General features: G+C 59.9%; 13 protein-coding genes and 4 tRNA genes. 12 read left to right on the top strand and 5 right to left on the bottom strand.

Features of this window, described 5'->3' with window-relative positions:
* The first annotated feature begins 50 nt into the window (after positions 1 to 50).
* On the top strand, positions 51 to 1,925 hold the full coding sequence (locus GFU70_RS21175) for an MFS transporter (protein WP_153388777.1): 1,875 nt from the start codon (positions 51 to 53) through the stop codon (positions 1,923 to 1,925).
* Positions 1,926 to 2,147: 222 nt separating this feature from the next.
* Here GFU70_RS21175 and sugE read toward each other — a convergent pair whose 3' ends face one another.
* The 3 genes from sugE to rdgC all read right to left on the bottom strand — a co-directional run bounded on the left by sugE (position 2,148) and on the right by rdgC (position 4,605).
* Entirely contained in the window at positions 2,148 to 2,462 is a 315-nt protein-coding gene (gene sugE, locus GFU70_RS21170; RefSeq protein WP_003204587.1) for a quaternary ammonium compound efflux SMR transporter SugE, read from the bottom strand.
* Between the two features lie 118 nt (positions 2,463 to 2,580).
* Positions 2,581 to 3,546, bottom strand: coding sequence for a bile acid:sodium symporter family protein (locus tag GFU70_RS21165; protein WP_058544014.1), 966 nt, complete (start codon positions 3,544 to 3,546; stop codon positions 2,581 to 2,583).
* A gap of 138 nt (positions 3,547 to 3,684) precedes the next feature.
* Complete coding sequence (gene rdgC, locus GFU70_RS21160) at positions 3,685 to 4,605, bottom strand: recombination-associated protein RdgC (RefSeq protein WP_014339706.1); 921 nt, start codon at positions 4,603 to 4,605, stop codon at positions 3,685 to 3,687.
* A gap of 160 nt (positions 4,606 to 4,765) precedes the next feature.
* On the opposite strand from rdgC, the gene GFU70_RS21155 reads away from it, so the two are divergent.
* The 4 genes from GFU70_RS21155 to GFU70_RS21140 all read left to right on the top strand — a co-directional run bounded on the left by GFU70_RS21155 (position 4,766) and on the right by GFU70_RS21140 (position 5,282).
* Positions 4,766 to 4,841, top strand: a tRNA-Val gene (locus tag GFU70_RS21155).
* Positions 4,842 to 4,860: 19 nt separating this feature from the next.
* Positions 4,861 to 4,937 (top strand) — tRNA-Asp (locus tag GFU70_RS21150).
* 175 nt (positions 4,938 to 5,112) lie between these two features.
* A tRNA-Val gene (locus GFU70_RS21145) sits at positions 5,113 to 5,188 on the top strand.
* 17 nt (positions 5,189 to 5,205) lie between these two features.
* Positions 5,206 to 5,282: transfer RNA gene (locus tag GFU70_RS21140), tRNA-Asp, on the top strand.
* Between the two features lie 145 nt (positions 5,283 to 5,427).
* Here the strand turns inward: GFU70_RS21140 and GFU70_RS21135 are convergent.
* Positions 5,428 to 6,564: a catalase family protein gene (locus GFU70_RS21135; protein WP_058544015.1), complete on the bottom strand. Its 1,137-nt coding sequence runs from the start codon at positions 6,562 to 6,564 to the stop codon at positions 5,428 to 5,430.
* Between the two features lie 31 nt (positions 6,565 to 6,595).
* Entirely contained in the window at positions 6,596 to 8,401 is a 1,806-nt protein-coding gene (locus tag GFU70_RS21130; protein WP_116641509.1) for a di-heme-cytochrome C peroxidase, read from the bottom strand.
* A gap of 269 nt (positions 8,402 to 8,670) precedes the next feature.
* Here GFU70_RS21130 and GFU70_RS21125 point away from each other — a divergent pair, with 269 nt between their 5' ends.
* The 7 genes from GFU70_RS21125 (at position 8,671) to GFU70_RS21095 (ending at position 16,685) form a co-directional block, all read left to right on the top strand.
* Positions 8,671 to 9,384 carry an FKBP-type peptidyl-prolyl cis-trans isomerase gene (locus GFU70_RS21125; RefSeq protein ID WP_003204577.1) on the top strand — a complete coding sequence of 238 codons (714 nt, stop codon included), beginning with the start codon at positions 8,671 to 8,673 and terminating at the stop codon, positions 9,382 to 9,384.
* Positions 9,385 to 9,678: 294 nt separating this feature from the next.
* Positions 9,679 to 10,134, top strand: a complete 456-nt coding sequence (locus GFU70_RS21120; protein WP_058544017.1) for a YkvA family protein — start codon at positions 9,679 to 9,681, stop codon at positions 10,132 to 10,134.
* A gap of 114 nt (positions 10,135 to 10,248) precedes the next feature.
* Positions 10,249 to 10,590, top strand: coding sequence for a helix-turn-helix domain-containing protein (locus GFU70_RS21115; protein WP_003204574.1), 342 nt, complete (start codon positions 10,249 to 10,251; stop codon positions 10,588 to 10,590).
* Complete coding sequence (locus GFU70_RS21110; protein ID WP_058544018.1) at positions 10,587 to 10,958, top strand: hypothetical protein; 372 nt, start codon at positions 10,587 to 10,589, stop codon at positions 10,956 to 10,958. Before GFU70_RS21115 ends, GFU70_RS21110 begins: the two co-directional genes overlap by 4 nt.
* Positions 10,959 to 11,360, top strand: a complete 402-nt coding sequence (locus GFU70_RS21105) for a sel1 repeat family protein (RefSeq protein WP_058544019.1) — start codon at positions 10,959 to 10,961, stop codon at positions 11,358 to 11,360.
* 187 nt (positions 11,361 to 11,547) lie between these two features.
* On the top strand, positions 11,548 to 16,341 hold the full coding sequence (locus tag GFU70_RS21100) for an RHS repeat-associated core domain-containing protein (RefSeq protein WP_153388776.1): 4,794 nt from the start codon (positions 11,548 to 11,550) through the stop codon (positions 16,339 to 16,341).
* Entirely contained in the window at positions 16,338 to 16,685 is a 348-nt protein-coding gene (locus GFU70_RS21095) for a hypothetical protein (protein ID WP_153388775.1), read from the top strand. The genes GFU70_RS21100 and GFU70_RS21095 overlap by 4 nt, the downstream gene beginning before the upstream one ends.
* Positions 16,686 to 16,901: the final 216 nt, after the last annotated feature.

Genomic DNA, 16,901 nt, shown 5'->3' with positions numbered 1-16,901 from the left:
CGAAAAACGTTCATTTCAATAAGCGTCCACGCCACTCAGGAACATGGAAGATGAGTCACCCTTCGCAGTTCAGTTTGCTTCGCACGCGGCGTTTCCTGCCGTTCTTCATCACGCAGTCCTTGGGCGCGTTCAACGACAACATTTTCAAGCAGTCGCTGATCCTCGCCATCCTCTACAAATTGACCATCGAGGGCGATCGCTCGATCTGGGTCAACCTCTGCGCGCTGCTGTTTATCTTGCCGTTCTTTCTGTTCTCGGCGCTGGCAGGGCAGTTCGGGGAAAAATTCGCCAAGGACGCGTTGATTCGTCTGATCAAGCTCGGCGAAATCGCCATCATGGCGGTCGGCGCAGTAGGGTTTCTGTTTGATCACTTATCACTGATGCTGGTAGCGCTGTTCGCCATGGGCACGCATTCGGCGTTGTTCGGCCCGGTGAAGTATTCGATCCTGCCGCAGGCCTTGCGCGAGGAGGAGTTGGTCGGCGGCAATGGGCTGGTGGAGATGGGCACCTTCCTGGCGATCCTGGCCGGAACCATTGGTGCCGGGATCATGATGTCCTCGGCGCAGTACGCACCCGTGGTGTCCACCGCGATCATCGGCGTTGCCGTGCTCGGTTACCTGGCCAGCCGCAGCATTCCGCGCGCGGCCGCAGCTTCGCCGCAAATGCGCTTGAACTGGAACATCTTCAGCCAATCCTGGGCCACCCTGAAACTGGGGCTGGGGCAAACCCCGGCAGTGTCCCGTTCGATTGTCGGCAACTCCTGGTTCTGGTTCGTCGGTGCGATCTACCTGACGCAGATCCCCGCCTATGCCAAGGAGTGGATGCACGGTGACGAAACCGTGGTGACCTTGATCCTGACGGTATTCTCGGTGGGGATCGCCTTGGGTTCGATGCTCTGCGAAAAGCTTTCCGGGCGTAAAGTCGAGATTGGCCTGGTGCCGTTCGGTTCGTTCGGGCTGACGGTGTTCGGCCTGCTGTTGTGGTGGCATTCCGGCGGGGTCCCCGACAGCATCGATGGCCACGGTTGGCTTGAAGTGCTCGGCTTCGGCCACGCCTGGCTGGTGCTGATCGACATCCTGGGCCTGGGCGTCTTCGGTGGTTTCTATATCGTGCCGCTGTACGCGCTGATCCAGTCGCGCACTGTAGAGAACGAACGGGCGCGGGTGATTGCCGCCAACAATATTCTCAACGCGTTGTTCATGGTGGTCTCGGCCATCGTCTCCATTGTCTTGCTGAGCCTGGTCAAGCTGTCGATCCCGCAGTTGTTCCTGGTGGTGTCGTTGCTCAACATCGGCGTCAACGCCTACATCTTCAAGATCGTCCCCGAGTTCAGCATGCGTTTCATGATCTGGCTGCTGAGCCATTCCATGTACCGCGTAGAGCACCGCAACCTGGAGGCGATCCCGGACGAAGGCGCTGCGTTGTTGGTCTGCAACCACGTCTCCTTCGTCGATGCCTTGCTGATTGGCGGCGCGGTGCGTCGGCCGATTCGCTTCGTGATGTACTACAAGATATACAACCTGCCGGTGCTGAATTTCATCTTCCGCACCGCCGGGACGATCCCGATCGCCGGGCGCCAGGAAGACATTCACATCTACGAAAATGCCTTCAAGCGAATCGCCCAATACCTGAAGGACGGTGAGTTGGTGTGCATCTTCCCTGAAGGAAAACTGACCGGTGACGGTGAGATCAATGAGTTCAAGAGCGGACTGACACGCATCCTCCAGGAGACACCGGTGCCGGTGATTCCCCTGGCGTTGCAGGGCTTGTGGGGCAGTTTTTTCAGCCGCGACCCGGCCAAAGGGCTGTTTCGCCGGTTCTGGTCGCGGGTGACGCTGGTGGCGGGTTCGGCGGTCGCGGTGGAAGTGGCTGAGCCGGCGAAGTTGCAGGCGTTGGTGGGGCAATTGCGTGGGACTGTCCGCTAGAACAAAAACTGTGGAAGCAAAAAGCTTTTGGGAGCAAGCCCAATGGGTTTAAAGCCTGTGGGGAGCAAGGTCTGTGGGAGCAAGGCTTGCCCGCGATAGCGATCGCAAGGACGCCATCGCGAGCAAGCTTTGCTCCCACAGGTTTAATCCCACAGACCTTGCTCCCCACAGGCTTAAATCCCACAGACCTTGCCCCCATAGGTTTGGCTCTTGCAGGAGAATTCAGGCGCTGACCTTGAGCCCGATCAACCCAGCAACGATCAATGCCACGCTGGCCAGGCGAACCAGTGCCATCGACTCACCAAACAAAATGATCCCGGCGATCACCGTGCCCACGGCACCGACCCCGGTCCAGATCGCATAGGCTGTACCCAGCGGCAGTTCCTTCATTGCAAGGCCGAGCAGGCCGAGGCTGATTGCCATGGCGGCGATCGTCAGTGCAGTGGGGAGAGGGCGGCTGAAGCCGTCGGTGTATTTCAGGCCGACAGCCCAGCCGACTTCGAACAGGCCGGCAAAAAAAAGAATGATCCAGGACATCACACACCTCATCGATGGATGGGGTCGTCCCCGGATAACGATCGCTCTAGCGTTGCGGGGTCGTCCCCACATTGGGCGCAAGAGTGCCCAATGCTGACGACTCGGTCAAGATCACCCTTCAGTCCGCCGCTTGACGGGCCTGTAGCTCACGGTCCAGTTTCTCGCTCATGCGCCGCAAGTAAGTCGAGAGCAGGGCCCCGGAAATGTTGTGCCAGACGCTGAACAGCGCGCTGGGTACTGCCGCCAGTGGCGAAAAGTGTGCACTCGCCAACGCTGCACCCAGGCCGGAGTTCTGCATGCCCACTTCCAGCGACAGGGTTTTGCGCTGGGCCAGCGGCAAGCCGAACAAGCGCCCGGTGTAGTACCCCAGCAGATAACCGAAGCTGTTGTGCAGCATCACGATGGCCATGATCAGCAGGCCGGATTCGGCGATCTTCGCCTGACTGGCTGCCACTACCGCCGCGACGATGATCACGATGCTCACTACCGATATCAGCGGCAGCACTTCTACGGCATGACGCACCCTGGCACCCAACAGGCGTTGGGCAACGATACCCAGTGCGATCGGCAACAGGACAATTTGCAGGATCGACCAGAACAGCGCCGAGAACGACACCGGCAACCAGGCCGAGGCCAGCAGCCAGATCAGCGCCGGGGTCAGCAGAGGGGCGAGCAGGGTGGTGATGGCGGAAATCGCCACGGCCAGGGCCAGGTCACCGCGAGCCAGCCAGGTCATGACATTGGACGACGTGCCGCTCGGGCAGCAACCCACCAGGATCACCCCGACGGCGATCTCCGGCGGCAGGCTGAACGCTTGGCAAAGCAGCCACGCCGTGGCGGGCATGATCACGAATTGGGCAATCACCCCCAAGGCTACACGTCCTGGATGACGGGCCACTTCGGCGAAGTCTTCCAGCTTGAGTGCCAGGCCCATGCCGAACATCACCAGGCCCAGCAGCGGCACGATGGCGACTTTCAGGTCGACGAACCACTGCGGTTGCAGGAAGGCCAGGACCGCGAAAATCAGTACCCAGTAAGCGAAGGTGTTGCCGACAAAGCGACTTAATGCAGCCAATGCGCGCATGACCTGATCCTTATTATTAAGAACACCGAATACTAATGTGGGAGCGAGCTCGCTCGCGATAGCGGAGTGTCATTCAACATCATCGTTGAATGTCAGTCAGTCTTCACGAGCAAGCCCGCTCCCACAGCGGGGCGGGGTTTAGATCCCCTGCGGAATCTCTTCCCCACCCAACGCTTCAACCAGCGCCGGCAGGAACTCGCCGAACGTCAACATCATCAGCGTGAAGCTGGCGTCCAGTTGGCCGAGGGCTTCGTCGCCACCGTCCTGTTCTGCCTGGTCCTGCAGCAGGTCTTCGAACTTCAGGCGCTTGACCACCATCTTGTCGTCGAGCACGAAGGACAGCTTGTCCTGCCAGGCCAGCGACAGTTGCGTTACCACCTTGCCGGTGTTCAGGTGCAGCTGGATTTCGTCGCTGGTCAGGTCCTGGCGCTTGCAGCGCACGATGCCGCCGTCTTCGTGAGTGTCGCGCAGTTCGCATTCATCGAGCACGAAGAAATCGTCCGCGGCTTTCTGGGTCTTGACCCAGTCGGTCATGGTGGCGGTCGGAGCCATCTTGACCGTCAGCGGGCGTACCGGCAGGGAGCCGATGACTTCGCGCAGGGTAGACAGCAGGTCTTCGGCGCGTTTCGGGCTGGCCGAGTTCACCAGGATCAGGCCCTGTTTCGGCGCGATGGCGGCGAAGGTGGACGAGCGACGAATGAACGCACGGGGCAGGAACGCCTGGATGATTTCATCCTTGAGTTGGTCCCGTTCCTTTTTATAGACCTTGCGCATTTGCTCGGCTTCGATCTCTTCGACCTTTTCCTTCAGGGCATCGCGCACGACGCTGCCCGGCAAGATGCGTTCTTCCTTGCGCGCGGCGATCAGCAGGAAGTCCTGGCTGACGTGCACCAGTGGTGCATCCTCGCCTTTGCCAAACGGCGCGACGAAACCGTAAGTGGTCAACTCCTGGCTTGCACATGGACGCGCCAGTTTGCTGGCCAGTGCAGTTTCCAACGCCTCGGCATCAAAAGGCAGATCTTGGGTCAGGCGATAGATAAGCAGGTTTTTGAACCACATGGGGTGAGTCTCTCCTTTATACAAAGGGGGGCATTATTCTCTTCGCGGCGCCATAGGCCAACCCTTCGCTAAGCCTTTGGAAGGCCTGAAAAAATTAATTTAAAAAGTGCTTGCCAGCTTAAAGAGTGCTCCGTAGAATGCGCGCCACACCGAAAGCGAAGGGTGATTAGCTCAGCTGGGAGAGCGTCTGCCTTACAAGCAGAATGTCGGCGGTTCGATCCCGTCATCACCCACCATTCGTTCAACGTGTTACGCGCAGCGGTAGTTCAGTCGGTTAGAATACCGGCCTGTCACGCCGGGGGTCGCGGGTTCGAGTCCCGTCCGCTGCGCCATATTCGGTAACCTGGAACACTGAACGCCAGGTCACCACATGAAGCCCGCTAACGCGGGCTTTTTGCTGTTTGAAGTTCCCGTGGTGTGCGTTGCTCATGTTTTTTGATGAATTTGCTAATTAAATCAGCACGTTACAAAAAATTGTGAGAGAATGCGCCCCGCATCGGAAGTGAAGGGTGATTAGCTCAGCTGGGAGAGCGTCTGCCTTACAAGCAGAATGTCGGCGGTTCGATCCCGTCATCACCCACCAAACTTTCAGTGTTACGCGCAGCGGTAGTTCAGTCGGTTAGAATACCGGCCTGTCACGCCGGGGGTCGCGGGTTCGAGTCCCGTCCGCTGCGCCATATTCGGTTATCTGGAATGCTGAACGCCAGGTGGCTACTAGAAACGACGCTTTTCCTTTACCAGGGAAGAGCGTCGTTTTTTTTTGGTTCTTTTTTTGTGTATATCCGTTACCGAAGAAACGGATATACCCCCAAAACCCATCGTCTACTGCTCAGCATTCCGACTATGACGATAATCGCTGACCGCCTCATACACCGCCTTACGCAATCGATTGATCCCACCAATAGGCCGATGCGCCTCAATACCAAACCAGGGATTGAACGACTGATTATCACAAGCCAGATTCAACTTGGGCGTATCAAAATCCTGAGCCGGAACCTTGATCCGCGCCACGGTCTCGAACGGCGCATCACTTTCCTGCCATTCAATACTGGTGTCTTCAATGGGCATGTACTTGCTCGGATCCTGACGCTGAATCTGCAAGACAAAACATGCCGGCACCCGGTCGGTGGATAACTGCTGATTCAACGCGCTACGCAAGAAATTCGGCAGGTCCTGGTTCTGGGGAGGCAGGGTGTAGCTCGGGCAACTGTCCGGGTCCGGCGCGACGCGAAACTTGGCGTTGGCGTCACCGAACTTGTAGGGCGATACCGAAAAATACGTGGTCTGGGTCGGACTGGCCGGTGGCGGTGAGAGGGTCGCCAGGGCGATGAACAGATGACGGATCTGCCAGGTGCGCGGATCCACGCTCGGAAAGAACGCCATCGCCTTCTTCCCATCGGCCTGGGCGGCCACATTCTGACGGTACTCGGCGACATCACTGACAAAGAAGTTCGGATGGTTGAACATCACGAAATCCTGCTCACCCTGTGATTGCCGGTCAGCGAGCAATTGCTTGCCCGGTACGTTCATCAGCTTGATCGCCATTCCCCGTGCATCGCGCAGGCTGTCGAACTGCGGATAGGCGTTGCCGTTGGACAGGCGGATCGTCGCCTGCCAGACCTTCCCCGGCTCGGCGAATACCCCTTGGCGCAACGGTGTCGGCAGGTCGTTCGGCACCTGGACTTCGGCCATGACACAGCCGTGGGCCTTGGCGTGGGCGTCGCGCAGATAGCGCGTGCCCTCGCGGTGCTGGTCGACGATGCGAATAGCAGTCTGGATGATGTCCTGGGTCATGGCGGCTTCACCGGGCGCGACCTGCTCCTTGTCCGGCACCGGTCCCTTGTGTTGCCAGGCAAACCAGGCCGTGGACAGTGCCCAGCCGAGCAGCCCGATGCCCAGCAGCCACAGGAGCGTCTTGCCCAAAAAGGCGCCGAGGCGCAGCCAGAGCGTGATCAACATTGAAACTTCCTTTTACCTGTGGGGTTCATCATTACAGTTGCGACTCCAGTGGCCCGCCCAGCACCTTTAAATATTCCAGCAAGGCCCAGCGTTCCTGCGGTTGCAGCAAGCGGCCAATGACGCCGTTACCTCGCTCGCCCGCGCGGAATTCGTGACCGCTGTTGTGGTTGCCGGTAATGCGGGTATCGAAGAGAAAACCGTTGGTAAAGGCTTCGGTGCGATAGCCCAGGTGGCGCGGGTCGTATTCGAAGTTGCCTTTATAGAACGTGGTCGCGCGCTCGTCCTGGGGTGACAGCAGTTGATAGATCGTCGGCACCGAGCCGTTGTGCAGGAACGGTGGCGTGGCCCAGACGCCGGCCAGCGGCCGGGCCTTGTAGGCGCGCAATTCACGTACGCCGATGGGCAGGCCGAAACCATCCAGGGCCGGGCGCTCGGCGGGGGTGACGCCGGCGTCGCGGTAAGCGCGGTTCTCGACGAATGCCGTGACGTAGGCCAGGCCTTTGGCGACCGAGAGTTGGCTCAGGTCCAGCGGTTCCGTCGGGGTTGGGTGCAGTTGCACTTCCAGCTTCGCCAGCTCGGCCGGATCCCACTGCAGGCTGGTCAGGTCGAAGCGGTGGTCGGCGATGTTATTGGCGGTGCCCGGGTCGGTGCCGATCACCTGCACGGGGAGCATGTGCAATTGCTGGACCGGCCTGTCGGGTCCTTGGACCACCTTGGGTACATGGCAGCCGGCACAGTTTTCGGTGAACAGGGCCCGACCCTTGGCCGCCAGCGGCTTGTCGATTGAGCCCAGCAGCGCTTCAGGCCACTCAGGCGGCTTGAGCAGTTGCAGTGTTTCTTCGATCTTGTTCAAGTCGCGCACACGCACGCTGGAGGGGTATCGCGCATCGCCCTGCAGCGGTTTGCCCTGGGCGTCGAAGAAATTCAGCGTGGCGCCGACCCCCAGCGCCTCACCGACGTTGCGGGCCATCGGTTGCTGGGCCGATCCGTTCCATTGCACCCAGTCGAACGTCCATATGTCCCACAGTTGCGGGTAATCCACCGGTGCGTTGGCCACCCGGTAGTTCTTGGTTGAAATGGCGTCGCCAAAGCTGGCATTGGCGATGCGGCCGAAGGCGTCGGTACGGCCAGGGCCTTCTTCGGTGGGGTAGAGGCCGCGATGGGTGTCGTTCCAGGCCACCCGCAGGAACGTGTCCAGGGAAACCTTGAACGCCTTGCGCAATTCCTCGTGGCGGGCGTCGTAGTCCTTGCCCAATACTTGGCGGGCGAAGCGCTCGAATTTCCAAGGATTGTAGTAGGTAGACGCCAGACTGGCGACCAATGCCTGTCCGAAACTGCCACCGCGTAATGTAGGAACACTGGAAGGCAGCACGTGCTGAGCCGAACCACCATCGATCCGTATCGCCTGGCCCTTGAAGCGCAATTCGCCGGTATGGCACGCCGCGCAGGTGATATCCAGGAATTGGTCGGTGCTGCCCGGGTTCTGGTGCCGCGCAAACCCTACCGGCAAGTTGCCTGGGTTGTCTGGCGAGGCTTTCTGCGCCGGATCGACCAGGAAACCAAAGCGCGCCAGATATTCAGGCGAAGCGAAGCGTTGTTGCGAAAACGGCAATTCGAGGGCGGTGAACCAGTCATAGCGCAGGCCTTTGACCTGGGTGCCCTGTGGCGTGAAGTAATACGTCTTGCGCTCGGCAGCGCTCCATTGATCAAGGTAATGCACCTGTTCGACGGGCGTGTAGAACGGCAAGCGAGGATTGGCAACGTAATAAAGCACCACGGCCACGACGACGATCAGCAGCGCGAGGAGCAGCAAGAGAATGCGAGAGAGAAGGCGCACGGTAACGTCCTTGTTTTTTTGATAAGCCCTTATGCCTCAGTGTTGCGCGACGGGCAAGTGGCCATTACCCCTGGCCTGTGGAGGAGCGGCAATTTGTCCCTATGCGTAACAGATGACAGATGCTTCATTGGTACAGGCTTAAAAAGCGTTTGCGGACCTGAACTTATCGCCACTTTGTGGCTCACATGCCGGTAGCCATTGGTCGTGGCCGCCTGATAAGCTCGCGGCTTTATTCGATTGCCCTTTAGGCGCATGAACAAGGAAATAGCATGAAACAGCATCGGTTGGCGGCGGCGGTGGCCCTGGTTGGCCTGGTACTCGCGGGTTGCGACTCGCAGACCAGCGTAGAGCTGAAGACCCCGGCGCAGAAAGCTTCCTACGGTATTGGCCTGAACATGGGCAAGAGCCTGGCTCAGGAAGGCATGGATGACCTGGACTCCAAAGCGGTCGCCCAGGGCATCGAAGATGCCGTCGGCAAGAAAGAACAGAAGCTGAAAGACGAAGAACTGGTCGAAGCCTTTGCCGCGCTGCAAAAGCGTGCCGAAGAGCGCATGGCCAAGATGAGCGAAGAGTCGGCAGCCGCCGGCAAGAAATTCCTCGAAGAAAACGGCAAGAAAGCCGGTGTCACCACCACCGCTTCGGGCCTGCAGTACGAAGTGGTCAAGAAAGCCGATGGTCCACAACCTAAGCCAACCGACGTAGTGACTGTTCACTACACCGGCAAACTGACCAACGGCACCGTGTTCGACAGTTCCGTTGAACGTGGCAGCCCGATCGACCTGCCGGTCAGCGGCGTGATCCCGGGTTGGGTCGAAGGCCTGCAACTGATGCACGTTGGCGAGAAGTACAAGTTGTACATCCCGAGCGACCTGGCCTACGGCGCCCAGAGCCCGAGCCCGGCCATCCCGGCCAATTCGGTCCTGGTGTTCGACCTGGAACTGCTGGCGATCAAGGATCCGGCAAAAGAAGACGCAGCCAAGTAATCGCGTCTGCTAGAACGACAACGCCTCGCTTATGCGGGGCGTTGTTGCATCTGGGCTGCGGCAATATGGCAAAAAAACCGAACGCGGGATGCAGGGTATAGTCATAGGCAATACAGTCGCTGTGCTAGACGCAGTCAGCCGGTCAAGTCAATGAAATATTGGGTTTTTTTATGTGAGTAAAAAACGCCCGATCTAAGCCGAGCCCTTATGAAACGGGGGCTTCAGCGGTGAAATGCAGCTCTGTTCACAAGGTTATCCACAATTTGTGTGGATAACATTTCAGTGGGAGAAAAAATGAAGGCCCCGTGGAATTTTGCGCGATTTCTGCCCTTGGCAGGCCGCTTGCTGGCCCGCGGTCGATTGCCGACGTTGCTGTTCGCCGTCGCGAGCAAAAGTGCCCGTGAGGGTGGACGGCTGGGCAAGCTCAAGGAGGACCTGCGTCTGTTGCAGGCCTTGTGCCTGGCCTACTGGCGAGGCGAATACCGCGCTGTCAGTGCCAAGTCGATGCTGTCGGTGGTGGCAGGACTCATGTATTTCCTCAGCCCCCTGGATGCGATCCCGGACATCTTGCCAATGTTTGGCATGTTCGATGATATCGCCGTGCTGGCCTGGGTCATGAAAACCCTCGACGTGGAACTCGAGGCTTTCCGCGCCTGGCGTTATCGGCAATCGCCCGAGAAGTTGGCCCGGGTCGAAAGGCTTCCCGATACCCCGGAACAACTCCAACTTCAAGGCCAGAAAGAAACCTGATTCGGTAGCACTTACCCCTGAGAATTCATCGCCCCGCGACCTTAGCCGGTATTAGGATTACACTTCCAAGAAAAAAGGCTGACTCGCTAAGTGTTGTTGTCCTACGGGGTAGACATGGATATTCAAATAATCACACGTGACGGAGAGCCCGAATATGCGGTTTTGCCGTGGGATCAGTACCAGTCGTTGTTGAAGGCAGCAGGCATCGATCAAGCACCGCCGCGCGAAGCGACAGTCCGTCACGCGGCGGCACCGGGCCAGGTTCTCCCTGGCCTGGATCAATTACGCAGTTTGCGCGAAGGGAAGGGCATCGCCATCGAGGCGCTGGCCCGCACGGTAGGTATCAGCCCGTCTTATCTGGCCTTGATCGAGAGCGGCGAGCGTCAGCCCGATGCCGCGATTCGGCGCAGTCTGGCCTGGGAGTTGACGGTGCCGGGTTGGAGGGAAGAATCGTGAGCGTACGCATCAGTCGGCAGCATTGGGATGGGTTGTTGGGTGAGTTGGACCAGGCGCGTCGCCAGCGCCACTTATTGACCTACCGCGCCTTGCTGGAGCGTCTGCAACTGCCCAGCCCGGCCATGCTGACCTTGACCGCGGCCCTTGAACACCTGGCGGCGCTGGACGCCCGGGCGGAACAGCCGTTGCGCAGTTCATTGGTGATCAGCCAGGGCGCCAGTCGGTTGCCGCGCACGGGGTTCTTCGAGTGCGTTGAACGCCTGGGTCGTTTTTCCGGGCCTTCCGATGGCGTGGCCGCCGCTTCCTGGCACGCTTCAGAAGTGGTTCGGGTATTCGAATACGAGTACCCCGAATCGGCGGAGGCCTGAATGCTCTGGCGACTCAAGGCGCGGGCCAGTTACTGGCTGGCGCGTCGGTTGTTTCATTGGTCCTGGTTCGTTCGCCAGCCGCGTGGCTGGGCCTGGCTCGAGGGCCAATTCTCCCGCATGGCGAACCTGGGTGACGTCGGTGCGCAAAGCTTCTATGGGCACATTCTCACGTTTCGCGGCCAAGGGCTGGGTGCCCGTGAAGAAGGGATTCGCCTGCTACGGCTGGCGGCATTGGCCGGTGATGGCAAGTCTGCCTACCAGGTTGGTGTGATCAGCCTGGCAGGCACGGCCAGCAAGGCGCCGGACCCGGTTGACGCGGCACGTTGGTGGGCCTTGGCGGCGAAAGCCGGGCACCCGCTGGCCGAAATCAAGCTCAAATCACTTGAAGTTCGCGATCTCTAGGATTATCCGCAGGCGATTCGTTATGCAGACCAGACGATTTAGCGAATCGCCCTACGCGCTCTATCTCTTTCCCCTGACTTAATTCCCCAGTCCCCCCTGGCAAAGTCTCGCGCTCCCTGAGCGCTGCGAGACGTCTGCCCATGTTCGACCGTTTTTTCCTGCCGGCCCTTGAGCGAGCCCTGTCCTGATGGATCAGGTGAGCCATATCGAGCAGGAACTCGACAGCTTCAAAGACACCCTGTCGATCTACCGCGAGCAGCTCGAGCGCTGGTACGGCAGAGCGGCGGACCGTGCCAGTCATGCGGCGGACCTGCCGTCGCTGATGGGCATGGAGCGGGTGATCCGCTTTGGTGACAGCACCACCGCTGTCAGCACCGGTGACGATGACTTCCTCTCCACGGTCGTCCAGTGCCCCAAGGGCGGGCCGATGACGATCGAGAGCAAGTTCGAGTCGGTGTACGACATCCCGCTGGGCGACATCGTGGTGGATGTGGTGGATGTGGACAGCGGCGAGGTCACGCCGGTCACCCTGGATGCCCAGGGCCTGGGGACCTTCACGGGGGAGGCGGGCAAATCCTATCGGGTTCACGTTCAGGGCGAGGTTTCTCCCCGGCAGATTGAGCATCTGTTTTCTTCATACGACGGCTTGACCCGTGATCTGACGGACTGGTTGCGCGGTGAGTGGCAGGGTTTCAAGCCGCTATGGGCGCAGCAGTCCTTGGCAACGTCGGCGGCGGCGGTGGGCAACGGGTTGCTCGCCGGCAGTTGGGCGGCGATTGAAAGTGTGTGGGACAGCATCAGCTTGATCTCGGACATTCTCAAGGATCCCGGTCAGTTTGCTGATCGGTTGGGCGAAAGCGCCAAGCAGCTGGAGGACCTGGCGAAAAAAACGCCGCTGGTGATGGCCAAGCTGCAACTGCTGGCCAGCGACGAAGCGGCGCTGTGCCTGTTGGTACGCACCGCCAGTCTCTGGCTGGACATGCTGCCGCCCAGTGAGGTTGCCGGCGAAACGGCCGAAGCCTTGTCGAGAATGGCGGTGCAGCTGTTGATCGATCTGTTGATCGGTGTCGTCCTGACCTTCATCGGGGCGGGTGCCGGTATCGCTTATCTGGCGATGCGCCTGGGGAATGTTGGCCTACGCCTGCTCGGTGTCCTGCAGCGTTTCATCCGTGCGATCTTCGCGGTGGTCAACGGCTTCATGAACTACGTGGACCGCTACAAGAGCGTGGCGGCACGCGGCATTGCGGCGGGGATCAAGAAAGGTCGGATGCAACTGCGCTGGGATGCGCAGCGCAACACCACGCTGAAAAAACACGAACATCACGACGACGCCTCCAACCAATCGAAAAACCCCAGCGGCGACAGCGCCGACACCGCGGCCCAGACCCGCACCCACGGCTGCCCGGTGTCGATGGTCACCGGCGAAGAACTGCTGACCCTCGACGACGGCACCCTCGATGGCCGCTTGCCGTTCGTCTTCACCCGTTTGTACCGCACCAGCGCCGCCGACCTGGACATCGGCCTCGGGCGCGGCTGGAGCCATGCCCTGGCCCATCGCCTTTTGATCGAAGGCGAGGCGGTCATCTGGATCGACCAGGAAAACCGCCGCACCACCTTTCCCCGCCCCAGCCTGCAACGTCCGGCGATCCACAACAGCCTGGCCCGCGCGGCGATCTACCTGGGGACCGAGGCGGACGAACTGATCGTCGCTCAACCCGGTGACGGCGCAGCATTCCTGCACTTTCGTGACGGCCATCTGATTGCCCTGAGCGATCGGTATGACAACCGCTTGACCATCCAGCGCAACATCTACGGCGATATCAGCCGCCTGGACAACGGCGCCCGGCGCAGCCTGCGCCTGCGTTACGAGCATCGCCACCTGGTCGCCATCGACTACCAGAGCTTTCACCCTGAACTGCTGCCAGACGAAGCCTGGCGGACCGAACAGACGCTGGTGTCCTACCGCTACGACGGACGTTTCCGACTGATCGAAGCGACCAACGCCGCCGGTGAAAGCGAACGCTACGACTACGACGACCAGCACGTCATCCTCCAGCGACAACTGGCCGGTGGCGCGAGTTTTTATTGGGAATGGCAAGGCGTCGGCCCGGCGGTCCGCTGTGTGCGGCACTGGGCTTCGTTCGCGCAGATGGACAGCCGCTACACCTGGGGAGAGGACGGCAGCGTCACTGTCCAGAATATCGATGGCAGCCAGGAAGTGTACGTCCACGACGAGCGGGCGCGGCTGGTGCGCCAGGTCGAACCCGACGGCGGCGAGCACCTCAAGGCCTACGACGAACAAGGTCGGCTGATCGCCGAGCAGGACCCGCTGGGCGCCGTGACCGAATACCGCTACGACGAGGTCGGACGGTTGGTGGCGTTGATTCCACCGGACGAGGCGCCGACGTCCTACGAATACCGCAACGGTTTCCTGCACACCCGTTCACGCGGCAAGGCCGTGTGGACCTACCGGCGCAATGCCCGCGGCGATGTGATCGTCCTCATTGGCCCGGACGGCCAGCGCACGGAATATGCCTACGCCCCCCACGGACAACTGCTGGCGACGTATGACTCGGACGGTGGCGAACATCGGTTCACCTGGAGTCGCCTGGGCCAACTGACCGAAGAGATCCTGCCCGACGGCAGTCGCCGGTGTTTTTCCTACGATGCCCTGGGGCGTTTACTCAGCCGTGAGGACGAACACGGTGCGCTCACGCACTACCAATGGGACGCTGTCGGCCGGCTGCTGCAAGTCACCTTGCCCAACGGTGCCACCCGGACCTGGCGCTACAACGCCTACGGCAAGGTCACCGCCGAGTGCGATGAGCAGGGGCGGGTCACCCGCTACGAATACGCCGACGACCTGCACCTGGTCAGCCGCCGCCTGAACCCCGACGGCAGCGAACTGAAGTACCGCTACGACTCGGCTCGGCTGTTGCTGACCGAAATCGAAAACGAATCCGGCGAAAAATATCAGCTGGACTACACGCCCAACGGCTTGATCCGACAGCAGGTCGGCTTCGACGGCCAACGCACCGCCTACGCCTACGACCTCAACGGCCACCTGTTGGAAAAAACCGAGCACGGCGAGGACGGTTCGCAACGGGTTACCCAGTACCAGCGTGACGCGGCCGGGCGGCTGCGGGTCAAGACCTTGCCCGACGGCCAGGCCATCGAATACCGCTACGACGAACTGGGCCGATTGGTCCACGTCAACGACGGCAGCGATCATCCGCTGGCCTTCGAGTACGACGCCCAGGACCGGCTGGTCTGCGAACACCAGGGTTGGGGCACCCTGCGTTATCGCTACGACGCCTGCGGGCGCCTCAACCACTTGCGCCTGCCGGACGACAGCCAGCTCGACTACCACCACGCCCCGGGCGGCGCGCTGACCGCCATCGACCTCAACGGCTCGCGCCTGACCGAACACCGGTTCGTCGGCGGTCGCGAACGGCAACGCCAGCAGGGCCGGCTGCTCAGTGACTACGACTATGACGAACAGGGCCGCCTCAAGGCCCAGACCGTGTGGCAGAGCCGACAGCAGCAACTGTTCTGGCGCGATTATGCCTACAGCGCCAAGGGCAATCTTCAGACCCTTTCCGACAACCGAAACCGCCGCAGCTACCAGTACGACCCGCTGGATCGCCTGACCCGCATCGACTTTTCCCACAGCGAACCGCCGGAACACTTCTGCCACGACCCGGCCGGCAACCTGATGATGCAGGACCGCCCCGGCCCGACCACCCTCAAGGGCAACCGCCTGCTGAAGGAGGGCGACCGCCACTACGACTACGACGCCTTCGGCAACCTCACCCGCGAACGCCGCGGCCAGGCCCTGGTCAGCACCTACCGCTACGACAGCCAGCACCGCCTGATCGGCGTCACCACGGCCGATGGCCGCGAAACCTCCTACCGCTACGACGCCTTTGGCCGACGCATCAGCAAGACCGTAGACGGCCTGACCACGGAATTTTTCTGGCAGGGCGACCAGGTCGTCGCCGAAAACAGCCCACGCCACCACCGCAGCTACGTCTACGAACCGGGCACCTTCCGCCCGCTGGCGATGCTCGACGGCGAAGGCCCGGAAAAAGCCACGCCGTTCTACTACCACCTCGACCACCTGGGCACGCCCCAGGAACTGACCAGCTACCGCGGCCAGGTCGTCTGGTCGGCGCGCTACAACGGCTACGGCAAACTCACCGAACTCCAGCACGGCGGCGGCGAACAGCTTGAACAACCCTTGCGTTTCCAGGGCCAATACTTCGACCCCGAAAGCGGCCTGCACTACAACCGCCACCGCTACTACAATCCCGAGACCGGCCGCTATTTGACGCCTGACCCGAGCAAACTGGCGGGAGGGCTCAATGGGTATAGGTACACCCTGAACCCGACGGGGTGGGTGGATCCGTTGGGGTTGGACGATTGTCCGGGAAGCGACGGGTGTAAAAAGCCTGCCGCCGGTAAGCAAGATTCGACGGCTAAGCTTGGAGTGGATGAGGGTGAGCCGGCGCTGCCGATGACGGCAGAGCAGCGGCGGGCGCGGATTGATGAGTTGGCGGAAGCGAATGCCTATCGGCGGTTGGATGAGATGGAGCGATCAATTGAGGGCGCGCATTTCTTACAGAAACATGGTGCTCAAACTACGGCGGATGCTCAGCTAGAACGCGTTATGACAGGCCGAAACCCGGGCACTGGGGAAATCGATGTTTATGGAAGCGGAAGTAATGCAGGCCAACCTGCCATTCCGTCTGCCGCAACTCGTTTTTTTAGTCATCGCGACCAACTCAATGCTATTCATCGTGCTCAGTTGATTTTCAGGCGAGCAGGCATTGTGGCGTCTAAGAAGCCAATTGAAATGGGGCGTGTAATTGGTGAAGGTTATAAGCGAGGAAGTTTAGAGTATGGTCAAAGTACGAAGGCGATTGTCATTCTTGATGGAAGTGGCCGACCTAAAACAGCCTATACAGGATCAGGTGCATGAAAAATACATATGATATGCATGATGTCTGGGGGTTATTGTTTGTTTTCAGTATTGAAAATACTCATGACGTGGCGCGTGAGGAAGTAATAACTTCAAAAAATGTAAATGATGATGAAGAATTGGGTCAACTATTTGATTTGTTGATTCGTCCGGAGTTTTTATTTCATAGCCAAAAAGAGCAAGTTTTATTGATTAATACTCTCAGCTACTTCCTAGAGAATGGTGATAGCTTTGATAGAGTTTTCTTGAATTTGGATACGTATTTTGACGACGTTGTTAATGATCAGCGCCAATTTATGCGGGTCCTACTGGCTTCTTTAATGAGATATCAAGCCGAGAATTGACGTTCGCACGCCCTGCATGGGAATGAATCCCGCAACGTTCTGCGTCACATCCAGAAGCGGAACGCGGAGCGTCCCTTTGGCGACACTCCCACGCAGGAGCGTGGGAATGATCGAAACGGACCCCTACTGCACCACCAAACCGCTTTTCGTGGCGAGGGAACTAGCTCCCGCTGCGCCTGTAGGAGCTGCCGAGCGAAGCGAGGCTGCGATCTTTCC

Source organism: Pseudomonas brassicacearum, assembly GCF_009601685.2.
GTDB lineage: Bacteria > Pseudomonadota > Gammaproteobacteria > Pseudomonadales > Pseudomonadaceae > Aquipseudomonas > Aquipseudomonas kilonensis_B.
The sequence above is the reverse complement of the archived record's forward strand: the minus strand, read 5'-3'. Positions and strand labels throughout refer to the sequence as shown.